5 protein-coding genes are annotated in these 11943 nt (G+C 44.8%); 4 read left to right on the forward strand and 1 reads right to left on the reverse strand.

Annotated features, from left to right (window positions below; all coding sequences use genetic code 11):
* Nucleotides 1-98 precede the first annotated feature (98 nt).
* From ED312_RS00770 to ED312_RS00785, 4 genes are all read left to right on the forward strand, one after another.
* Nucleotides 99-4076, forward strand: coding sequence for a hybrid sensor histidine kinase/response regulator transcription factor (locus ED312_RS00770; RefSeq protein WP_123214076.1), 3978 nt, complete (start codon nucleotides 99-101; stop codon nucleotides 4074-4076).
* Nucleotides 4077-4632: 556 nt separating this feature from the next.
* Nucleotides 4633-5289, forward strand: a complete 657-nt coding sequence (gene mobA, locus ED312_RS00775) for a molybdenum cofactor guanylyltransferase (RefSeq protein WP_123214077.1) — start codon at nucleotides 4633-4635, stop codon at nucleotides 5287-5289.
* A gap of 398 nt (nucleotides 5290-5687) precedes the next feature.
* Nucleotides 5688-7268, forward strand: coding sequence for a calcineurin-like phosphoesterase C-terminal domain-containing protein (locus ED312_RS00780; protein ID WP_123214078.1), 1581 nt, complete (start codon nucleotides 5688-5690; stop codon nucleotides 7266-7268).
* 519 nt (nucleotides 7269-7787) lie between these two features.
* The gene (locus ED312_RS00785) at nucleotides 7788-10208 is read left to right on the forward strand and encodes an ABC transporter permease (protein ID WP_123214079.1); all 2421 of its coding nucleotides are present in this window, start codon (nucleotides 7788-7790) and stop codon (nucleotides 10206-10208) included.
* A gap of 556 nt (nucleotides 10209-10764) precedes the next feature.
* Here the strand turns inward: ED312_RS00785 and ED312_RS00795 are convergent.
* The gene (locus ED312_RS00795; RefSeq protein WP_123214081.1) at nucleotides 10765-11748 is read right to left on the reverse strand and encodes a substrate-binding domain-containing protein; all 984 of its coding nucleotides are present in this window, start codon (nucleotides 11746-11748) and stop codon (nucleotides 10765-10767) included.
* Between the last annotated feature and the right edge of the window lie 195 nt (nucleotides 11749-11943).

An 11943-nucleotide genomic window follows, 5' to 3' on the forward strand; every position in this document is an offset into this window, starting at 1 on the left:
GGTAATTTGCGGAAATCCTTTAATTTGAAATGATTTGATGAAAAATGATATGATTTGTATAGCTGTGTTTCCTGTGAAATGAATTGATTTGTAGAGATATGAGGATACTTTTTCTGTTGTTGATATGTGGCTTTCCGGCGACCGGTTCGCGGGCCCAGACTTATGCTTTTAACAAACTGAAAGTAGAGGAGGGGCTTTCGCATAACTCCGTTATCTGTATGTTGCAGGATAAACGCGGGTTCTTATGGTTTGGCACCAAAGACGGGTTGAACCGTTACGACGGGTATAACTTCAAGTTGTTTCAGCATCAGCCCGGCGAGGAGAAGAGTATCGGCAGCAATTTTATACGATGCCTGCACGAATACGATAACTATATCTGGGTGGGGACGGATACGGGATTGTTCCGTTATGACGAGAGGACCGAATCGTTTACCCTGATAGAGAGTACCAAAAACCAACCCATTCTGGATATTGAAGGAGATACGAACGGGAACCTCTGGTTTATTGTGGCCGGCAACCTGTATAAACTGGATATGGCTACGGCCGAAGAAGAGAAATTTAATCGGTTTCACGCCTCGTTTGTTACATGCAATACATCCGGGGAAGTATTTGTTTCCTCTTCGGAAGAACTGTATCGCTTTGTTCCCGATAACAATTCGTTCCGTATTATCGACCTGGCCGCTTCGGACACAGCGGGGGAGGAACTGGTGATTACCGCCCTTTCTTCCGGTGGCAAAGATTCCCTTTGGATAGGGACAAAAAACCGGGGAGCCTTTCTTTATAAAGAATCCGAAAAACGACTGAAAAGCCTGCTGGGAGCACATGAAAACCCCTTGTTTGTAAGGGATTTTCTTAAAAAGGGGGACAATGAATTATGGGTCGCCAGCGAATCGGGTATTTACATTTACAATCTCAGGGACCATACTTACCAGAACCTCCGGAAGAATTATAACAATCCTTATTCCCTATCGGACAATGCCATATACACCCTGGTGCTGGACAGGGAAGAGGGGGTCTGGATCGGTACGTATTTCGGAGGGATCAATTATTATCCCAGGCAATACACTCCCATGCAGCGTTATTTTCCCAAAGTCGGTGAAAATTCCATAAGCGGTAACGCGGTACGGGAGATTAAAAAAGATCGTTTCGGCCATCTGTGGATAGGTACCGAAGATGCCGGGCTCAACAGGTTTGACCCGGAAACGGGGAAATTCACCAACTATTCTTCCGGGGGAGAGAAAGGCTCGCTGTCCAATTACAATATTCACGGACTATTGCCTATAGATGATAAACTCTGGATCGGCACCTTCGAGCATGGACTGGATATTATGGATATACGGTCGGGGAAGGTTGTCAAGCATTTCGGTTCGGGGGAAGACGAAGGGCACCTGCGCAGCGACTTCATATTTTTTATTTATCAAAGCAGGGACAAGGATATATATGTCCTTACTTCTTCGGGTATCCACCGGTACCTCCCGGAAAAGGACTCGTTCGAAGTTGTACAGGGGTTTCCGGAAGTATACCACTATACCTGTTTTGCCGAAGACCATAACGGGGTATTCTGGGCGGGGACTTACTGGGACGGATTGTTCTACTTTGACCCGAAAACAAAAGAGAAAGGGTTTTACAGGTACGACCCGGGTAATCCCCGTAGTCTCAGCTCTAACGTGGTTAACGGAATTTTTGAGGATTCCGCGAACCGTCTCTGGGTGACCACCGAAAACGGGCTTAACCTCTTGCAGAAAGAAACCGATGATTTTCGCAGGTTTACCAAAAAAGATGGTTTTCCCACCAATGTGACCTATTCCATCCTGGAAGATGAAAATAAAAATCTCTGGATAAGTACCTCCAATGGTCTTGTAGAATTTACCCCGGAAACGGAAAAAGTGAAAATATATACCAAGGCCAACGGTCTGCTTAGCGATCAGTTTAATTATAGTTCGGCTTTCAAAGATGAGAACGGAGAGATGTATTTCGGAGGAGTCAACGGTATGATCCGTTTTAACCCGGATACCTTCCTTCCTGACAATTCCCATCCCCCGGTGTACATTACCAATATCCGTATCAATAACGAAGAGGTACGGGTGGGAGAAAAAGGCTCCCCGCTGGAAAAATCTGTTTCATACTCCGGCCAGATAACACTTAACAACAAACAAGCCACTTTCAGCCTGGAGTTTGCTTCCCTGAGCTATACCGCCCCGGGAATGACCAAATACTGGTATAAACTCGAAGGGCTGAATGACGACTGGATTGCACTGGACAAAAGCCATGAAGTAAGTTTTACCGAATTGCCGCCGGGCGATTACAAGTTCAAGGTAAAGGCCCGGAATAATCACGGGGTGTGGAGCGAAGAGAACAGTGCCCTGGAAATAAAGGTCCTGCCTCCTTTCCTGGCGAGCAATACGGCCTATGTTATCTATACCTCCCTGCTGTTAATTGTGTTCTACATGCTGTTGCGGTATTACCACCAGTATACAAAGAACAAAAACAACCGCAAGATCCGCCAGCTCGAAAACGAAAAAGAGAAAGAAATATACCAGGCGAAGATTGAGTTTTTTACGAATATCGCCCATGAGATCCGTACACCCCTGACCCTGATCAGCGGCCCGCTGGAAAAATTGCTCAAAGGGAAGTACAAATCGCCCGAAATACCCCGGAACCTGGGCATAATGGAGAAAAATACCTCCAGGTTATTAAACCTTGTAAACGAGTTGCTGGATTTCCGGAAAACGGAAATGAAGCATATGAAACTGAGTTTCGTAGAGGTGAATATCAGCGAAGTCCTTGAAGAAACCTATATACGGTTCAGCCAGCTTATCCAGGAGAAGGGCCTGCGGTTTGACCTGCTGAAGAACGACAATGACATCTATGCTTATGTAGATGAGGGTGCGATAAAGAAAATACTCAGCAACCTGTTCTCCAATGCCATAAAATATTCGAAAAGCCGGGTCCGGGTCAACCTGGAACAAAGTGAAACGGAATTCAGTATTGAAATAGAAAATGACGGACCTGTTATACCTGCACACCTGAAGAAACGTATTTTCGAGCCGTTTTTCCGGCTACCGGGAGAGGCAGAAAACACCGGCACGGGGATAGGTCTTTCCCTGGCCCATTCCCTGGCCGAATTGCACAACGGCAGCCTTTATATCGATGAACAAAAGCAATCGGTAAACGCATTTGTCCTCAGCATACCGGTTCACCAGGACGAAGAATTTAAAACGTTGGCGGCAGATCATGAGAAAACCGGTAACCCGGATACGAGAGCAGGAGTACCCGATCTGGACAGGCAGCTTCCCCTGATTCTTATAGCGGAAGACAATAAGGAACTCGCCGGTTTCATTTACGGGGAATTATCCGATACCTACAATATTATCCTTGCCGGTAACGGAAGGGAAGCTTGGAAGATGATCGCGGATTATGAAGTACAGCTGGTTATCAGCGACGTCATGATGCCCATATCGGACGGGGTAGAGCTATGCCGGCTTATAAAGGAGAATACGGAGACCAGCCATATTCCGGTTATCCTGCTTACGGCCAAGAGTGCCATGAATGCCAAGATAGAAGGATTGGAGTCCGGTGCCGATGCGTACATATCAAAACCTTTTTCCATGAACCATTTGCAGGTTCAGATATCCAATTTGCTGAAAAACCGTAAGACCATATTAGGCCATTATTCCAGTTCGCCGCTGGCCCACCTGAAGTCGCTGGCTACTTCCAACCTGGATAAAACCTTTATATCAAAATTAGACAAGGTGATAGATAAAAACCTCAGGAACCCCGATCTCAATATAGACCTGCTGGCGGATTACATGCATATGAGCCGCTCCACACTGTACAGGAAGATCAAGGAAGTCTCCAACCTGTCCCCCTACGAGCTCATCAACATAAGCAGGCTTAAAAAAGCCGCCGAGTTATTGAAAACGACCGATATGAAGATCTATGAGATATCCGAAAATGTAGGGTATAAATCCCAGACGAGTTTCGGCAGGAACTTCCAGAAACACTTCAGCATGACCCCTACGGAGTACATAAACCAGGGATCAGCCCCTAGTAAGCAGCAGGATATCCTTCGTTAACGGATCCCATCGGGACCTGAGAAAAAAACGGATCTATAACAACGGCTTCCCGGCAAGTGACATGTAACATATCCATATAGCCTGTATGGAGCAAAGCCAGAGCAGGAAGATGTCTGAAAAGGTTTTTAACCACAAAGTCAGCAGAGAATACACAGAGTTCGCAAAGAAATAAATAGTTGATTAGGACACGTTCTATGCTTTGGTTCCTTTGTGTTACTTCGTGCGCTTTGTGGTTTTGATAGAACTTCAAGACGTTTTAGACGGCTCTACCCTCTTATGATGTTTCACCCGTCCCTTGGCTTGTTTAGTCCCGGTGAGGGAGTTTTTAAATAATACCCGGGGTCATTGAGTTGTTTAGTTGATGGGTTGTTAGTTTTTTATGGTGTTCCGGGACTAAAGACTAAGAACTCGCGAACCCGAAAACTTAATCAAAAAGTACTTTCGTTGTTTATAAAACCTCTGCACCTTTTGAGGTAAGGTGGTTTATTTCATGTCTGTTTGCAGGGTGATTTCCGCATTTTTTACCGTACCTTAGGTTCATCGATCACACATCCGTATGAAAAGCAATCCGGTCTGCATATTCACCGTTCCTTTGTACCGGGAGAAAGACAATTTTTCCCGGGAGAACCATAATACCCTGGCCCCGCTTTACGGCCTGGTGCTGGCCGGAGGGGAAAGCAGCAGGATGGGGAAGAACAAGGCGTTGTTAGAGTACCATAGCCAACCCCAGTTCGCCCACGTGGCCCAACTGCTTGATGTATTCTGCGAGCAGGTGGTGATCTCTTCCAATACCGCGCTCCCCGGGTCTTATATAAAAAACAGGTCACTTCTTTCCGACGAAGCTGCTTATACCGGTTGCGGGCCGATGAGCGGGGTACTTACCGCCATACGGCATTTCCCCGGGAAATCTTTTTTTGTCCTTGGCTGTGATTACCCGGCACTTACGCAGGGTGACATGGAACAGTTGTTCATGGCGCGTTCCCCGGAACACGATGCTGTTTGCTTCCATCATCCCGAAAGCCGGGTCTCCGAACCCCTTATTACTATTTATGAAGCCGCATCCCTGAAAAAACTACCTCGCTTTTACCGGAACGGGGGAAAATCGCTGCGGAAATTTCTGGAAGGAAGTGTTGCCAAAAGAATTGCTCCCCGGAACCCGGGGGCATTAAAAAGCTACGACTCCCCGGAAGACCGGGACAGGTTTGGTCATTAAATGTCATTATAATTTAACGTGAAGAATGTTTAGCCTTATGGATTACAAGTGATCCACTTGTTTATTCTAAATCTTTTAAAAAGTTCCTCTCTTGGACTGAAGATGAGAGCTTTTTTCTCATCCATTATTCATGTTAATTTACTTTCTGTTAACTTATGAGAAAATAAATTACAGTTATTTTGCAGGGTGTCTTCATCAGGTAATATATCCACAGCAGCCCTTTTAACCCAAATAAAAAAGCCGGACCAGAACGCCCTGCATTTACTGTATGGAACATATTGGGAGCCTTTGTTGAAAATTGCCTGTAATATTTTAGCCCGTATGAGATTGTTTCCTGTACGCTAAAATGAGCGGATATTAAACTCTAACTTAAGTCAGAATCCTAATTACTAACCACTATGAAAAACAAATTTTTAGTCCCTGTATGTGCTTTTTTTACCCTTATGGGGTATACGCAGGAGCGTGTAACGGGAACCGTTTTTAATGATCTGAACAAAAACGGGAAAAAGGATAAAACAGAACGAGGAATAGAAAAAGTTGCTGTTACCAACGGGACGGATGTCGTTCTGACCGATTTCGAAGGAAAGTACGAATTGCCTGTGGATGACGATAACATTATTTCGGTAATAAAACCGGCAGGTTATGCCGTTCCGGTGGATGAGAACAACCTGCCGGAATTCTTTTACATCCATAAGCCAAAAGGAAGCCCCGGTTTAAAATTCAAGGGAGTGGAGCCTACGGGAAAATTGCCCGGATCCGTAGACTTCGCGTTGTATGCTGTTGAAGAACCACAGGAATTCACCACGCTGATATTCGGCGACCCCCAGCCTTACACTTCGGAAGAAATGGAATATTTTGCCCGCGGTGTGGTCACCGAGGTAGAAGGTATAAAAAATGTTGCTTTCGGCCTGAGCCTGGGAGACCTGGTAGGAAACGACCTGAGTTTGTTTAACCCGTATATAGCGGCTACGAAAAAAGCAGGCATCCCCTGGTATAATGTTATGGGGAACCATGATATGAATTTTGATGCGGAAGAAGACAAACTTTCCGATGAAACTTATGAGGCGCATTTCGGGCCTAATAATTATGCCTTTAACTATGGCAAGGTCCACTTTGTTATCCTGGATGATATTATTTATCCCGATCCGCGGGATGATAAAGGATATTGGGGCGGTTTCAGAAAAGATCAGCTTCAGTTCGTAGAAAATGATTTACGGCTGGTACCCAGGGATCATTTGATAGTCCTGGCTTTTCACATACCGCTCAGCGAACCGGGAGAGGGCGATGCTTTTATAGATGAGGACAGGCAAAAACTGTTTGACTTATTGAAAGATTTTCCGAATACCCTATCTCTTTCGGCACATACCCATATTCAGAAACAGGATTTCTTCACCGAAAAAGACGGCTGGAAAGGAGAGAACGCACATCATGAATATAATGTGGGAACAACTTCGGGAGACTGGTATTCGGGAAAACTGAACGACCGGGGAATTCCGGTTTCTACGATGCGCGATGGGACTCCCAAGGGGTATGCCTTTATTCACTTCACCGGAAACACTTATGAAGTGGATTACAAAGTAGCCGGGAAGCCCAAAGACTATCAAATGGAAATTTTCGCTCCCAAAGTAGTGGCCAAAGGACGCAGGACCCAGGCCGGGATTTATGTGAATTTTTTTATGGGAAGCGCGGGTGATACCGTGGAGTACCGTATAGACAATGGTGACTGGAAACCGATGACCTATGTGGAAGAAGCCGATCCGTCATATGTAAAGCTGGTCTATGAATGGGATACCACCGATACCCTGTTCGCAGGAAGGCGATCTTCCAATCCTGTAAAATCCACACATCTGTGGAAAGGGAATATCCCCGTCAAACTGGAAACAGGCGAACATAAGATCGAAGTACGGGCTACGGATATGTTTGGCAAAAAGCATCTCGGAGAAAGTAGTTTTATGCTGGCATTGCCCATCACCAGATAGTTTTGGTATAATCTGAAAGAATAAACCGGCATTCGGAGAGGCAACCCCTGTGATTGACAAACAGCAAAAAAGGGGTTGTCTTTCTTTTTCCTGTTGAAAAACTCATTTGTCAATATTTTAAAAATAGTTTTTACATCAATACAATATTTACAGGTCACAAAAAAAGTTTAAAACTATGTGCTTTAGTGCTTCTTTCTTTCAGTTCTAAAAAGTTATTCATGCCACGAAATCACGAATGAATATGGGATTGTACTTATAAAAATATTGGTGAACCCGTGGCCAAACAGACTTTCGGTCTGTCACAAACCTATGGACTTCAAGTCATAGGAGTGGTTTAGTTTTTACCTCCTTAAAGTGTATTGCCAGCGAACACCAGGTGTACCGAAACCGTACAGGGAAGATAAACTGATTAAATTCAATGTGCTGATTCATTAATAGTTATATGTTTGGCATAATTGTTATTACTATTAGCGCGCAGTATGAAGACCAGGAGTTATCTGTCTTTTTATCCACCGGATTATGATCGGAAACTATATCAAAACATCGGGACGTAACCTAGTACGCAATAAACTCTTCTCATCGATCAATATTATTGGCCTTGCCATCAGTATGTCGGTGGGGTTACTGCTGATCGCGTTCATGTTAGACCTGTATTCGTACGATAAGTTCAACAGGAATGGTGAGCGGATTTACCGCATTACCAATATAACTACTTTTAACAGTGAACAAAACAGCAAGGTTGCAACTACGTCAATAAAGGCCGGAAAGCTTATCCGGGAGAAGGTGACCGGCATCGAAGAAGTAGCTATTTTGCGCAACGGTTTTGCGCAGGATGCGAAGGTTGCCGATAATATTCTTCCTATAGAGGGCTTTTGGGCGGAACCGTCGCTGTTCAGGATATTTACGTTCCCGATGCTGGAAGGCAATCCCGGCACGGCGCTGAAAGAACCTTACTCGATCGTTCTCACGGAGACGGCAGCCAAAAAACTGTTCGGCGACGAACCGGCACTTGGTAAGGCGATTGCATTCGATACGCTCAATTACAAGGTGACCGGTGTAATGAAGGACGTTCCCTTCTTTTCGCATATCAAATTTGAAGCACTGGTGTCGTTCTCCTCGGCCGAACAAATAAACAAAGATGATACTGATTTCGGGGCATGGACAAGCATGTCGTCGAACTACGTATACCTCCTGATGCCGGAAAATGCAGATATGCCTTCAATCCGCTCGCAACTTGATAAAATTGCAAAGGAAGAAAATCTCGCTGAAAAAAGTACCAAAATCCAACTCGAGCTTCTCCCTTTATACAAAATTGTGATCGGAGAAGATCTCGTATCCATGGGCCCGGTTGGTCCGCACATGCCCCCGGTTGTACTATGGATACTCGGCGGGCTCGCACTGGTTGTGATATTGTCGGCATGTTTCAACTATACCATTCTCACCATAGCACGTGCCATGCGGCGCTTTAAGGAAGTGGGTCTTCGCAAAGCTATCGGTGCGGGAAAAAGCCAGATACGGCAACAGTTCCTGGTGGAGGCGATCCTGATCTCCCTGGCAGCCCTTCTTCTCTCATTTTTTATATTTCTCATATTGCGGCCGCAGCTGATAAAGATGGCACCGGAGATGCAACACCTGGTGAAGCTCGAACTGTCTCCGTCCATGGTCATAGCTTTTATTATTTTTTCGGTTACCGTAGGTATTATTGCCGGATTTATGCCTGCACTGTTTTTTTCGAAAGTCAGTGCGATCAATGCGCTCAGAAATGTGTCACCGGTGAAAGTACTCAAACACGTATCGCTCAGACGTGCCCTGGTGGTGATTCAATACACGATTACCCTTATCTTTATAACGGCAACCGCCATCGGCTATGTGCAGTACAAGAACATTCTGGCATTTGACCTGGGGTTCAAAACAGAAAATATCCTGAACATCGATATGCAGGGAAATAAAACTGCAGGGCTTCTCGACGAACTGGGTGAGATACCGGAAGTAACCGCCCTGTCCCGGTCAATGATTGTCACCAGCATCGGAAATGCATGGGGTACTTTTATGAAATACAGGGATTCACGCGACTCCGCCATGGTCCTGACCAATCACGTGGACGAAAATTATCTGCCTCTGCACGAATACAGGTTCATTGCGGGAGGAAATTTCATTGGACGGCCCACTACAGCCAATGCCGCGAGGGAAGTCATCGTTAACCAGCAGGTCTTAAAACGGTTTAATATAGGTGCCGATGATCCGGAGAACGCGATCGGGGAGGAGATTGTGCTGTCATACCCCCCCGATTTCTCGGAGGAACGCAAAATGACCATTGTCGGGGTTATAAAAGATTTTCATTACGGTAAAGTCCAGGATCTCATTGAGCCGGTCGCATTCCAGTTCTGGACACCGGAAGACAGGGCTATTGTTAATGTCAGGATACGAAGTACAGACATGCCGACCACGATGGCCGGAATTGAGGCTGCATGGAAGAAGATCGATCCTGTTCACCCTTTTCAGGCTGAATTTTATGACGCGGCAATAGAAGATGCATACAGCGAACTTTCTGCCATGATGAAGATTATTGGTTTCCTTTCATTCCTCGCTATCTCCATCGCCTCGATGGGGTTGTTCGGAATGGTGGCGTTCACTACCGAAACCAGGCTGAAGGAAATCAGTATCCGTAAAGTGCTGGGTGCAAGTTCCGGCAAGCTTGTCTACTTATTGAGCCGTGGTTTTATCGTACTGCTGTCGATATCGGCCATCATTGCGCTGCCCGTTACTTATCTCTTTTTCGAAAACGTTGTGCTCACCAGGTTTCCGTATCATACGCCCGTTCATGCTGCCGAATTGTTTGTCGGTTTGCTGGTGGTATTATTTATCGCATTTATTATGATCGGGTCCCAGACGATAAAGGCAGCGAAGAGTAATCCGGCAGAGGTCCTGAAGGGCGAATAGAGTGTGCTTATTTAGCTTATTGATAGAGGTTTAAAGTGTTCTGATATTTGCGTCAGAATGTTTTATCCGGTCTTCCGGTGTATGTCTTGCAAACTTGTTCCGGGATTGCCGGTTTTTTTACGGTTTTATAAAATCGTCATGGGAAAGCCGGATAAATTCACGAGGAATGAGGTATCTTTCCAAACTAAAGACTATGGACAGACACTAACTTAACCTACACAATGTCTCATGAAATACCTGATGAATTTAAAACCGGGGAAAAGCTTACTGATAGTCCGACATTTTTTGCTTAGTCTGCAACTTCAAAGGGAAGACCTGTAATCTTCTATACGAAACGACATCTGCCGCAAGACCGGAAGAACTTTCAAACCCTCCGATCCCGATTGAAATCAGGATGACCTCCACTTCGGCTGGTTCAGCACAGGCCTTGATCTCAAGAGAGGAGCTTTTTAAAAGCCTTAAAATAAACAAATAGAACACTAGTAGTCCATAAGTTTAACATTATTCACCTTAATTGAAACCACTGCTTAACAGAAAGAAAATAACTTTAGATACATTATAATGAGTTGCGAATAATAACTTTAGCCGGGTCGCGAAGCGTTACGGTTGTACGGTTTAATATTGCTTTGGCCGCCTCTTCTCCCATTTTCCGGAAATCAGAACTGATTACTGTGATCCCATTTTCCAGGACCTCTTTGACAGCAGTATCATTATAGGAGATCAGGCCGATGTCTTTGCCGAGTTTCCAGTTCTTTTTCCGGGTAATCTTTATAATATCCACATCATCCTTGTCATAACGGTTGAAAGTGATGTAGGCATCGCCTTTTTGGGTTGTTTTTTCATTTATGCCGTGAATGATCCGGTACTCTTTGTTGTACTGCGCGGCAAAGGATTCGAAACCTTCTATAAGGTCGCTGGCATGAAAAGCTTCCGGCGGAACCACCAGCACCAGTCGCCTATATTTTTCCAGTTGCGGTAATAATGTGGTCAGGGAATCCCGGATGTCCGATTTGTGATCCTGGTAGATACAGGTATGTTCATCTTCCAGCGTGTTTTCCCGGTGATCTATAATCACCCGTTTATGCGGAGGTATTTTGCTTAGTACTGTTGCCGGGTCTTCCTTAAAATATGTTACTATGACAAAATGCGTATAGTTGTTCAGGTTTTCTTCGACCAGTTTTTCAAATACCTTAAAATTATGATGGTGAAAGAATACATCCACATCGGCGTGATCTTTTATGGTTTCCAGAAAAGATTGATAAACCTGGTCGCGGAGGATATTCATCTTATCCAGGATAAGGCACACCCGGTAGGGCAAATGCTGTTTGATACGCTTTAAATAGTAGCCTTTGCGGTATTCCGATTCTATAATTCCCTTCTCCGAGAGGTAATTCAAACCTTTTAAAGCAGTTTCCTTACTTATTTTGAGCCGGCTGGTGAGTTGGGCAAGAGAAGGAAGCCGGTCATTGATGCTTAATTTTTCCTCTTCTACCAGCGACATGATATAATCAACCAGCTGCAGGTACTTTAAGCGGTGCATGTTACCGGTATTGTTCGGCGTAGATTCAGGAGCCTTTTCCAACTATATGTTATTATAGTGTTTATTAATAAATGACAAATTTACCCTTTTTGTGTGTCTAAAACAAGAAAAAGAGCAGACCAAACCAGGATAATTGAAGATATGATAATTTTTTACATAAATAATTTGGTGTTTTGATTTTATTCCGCTATCATT

The sequence above is a fragment of the Sinomicrobium pectinilyticum genome (assembly GCF_003725735.1).
In the GTDB taxonomy this organism is placed as follows: Bacteria; Bacteroidota; Bacteroidia; order Flavobacteriales; family Flavobacteriaceae; genus Sinomicrobium; species Sinomicrobium pectinilyticum.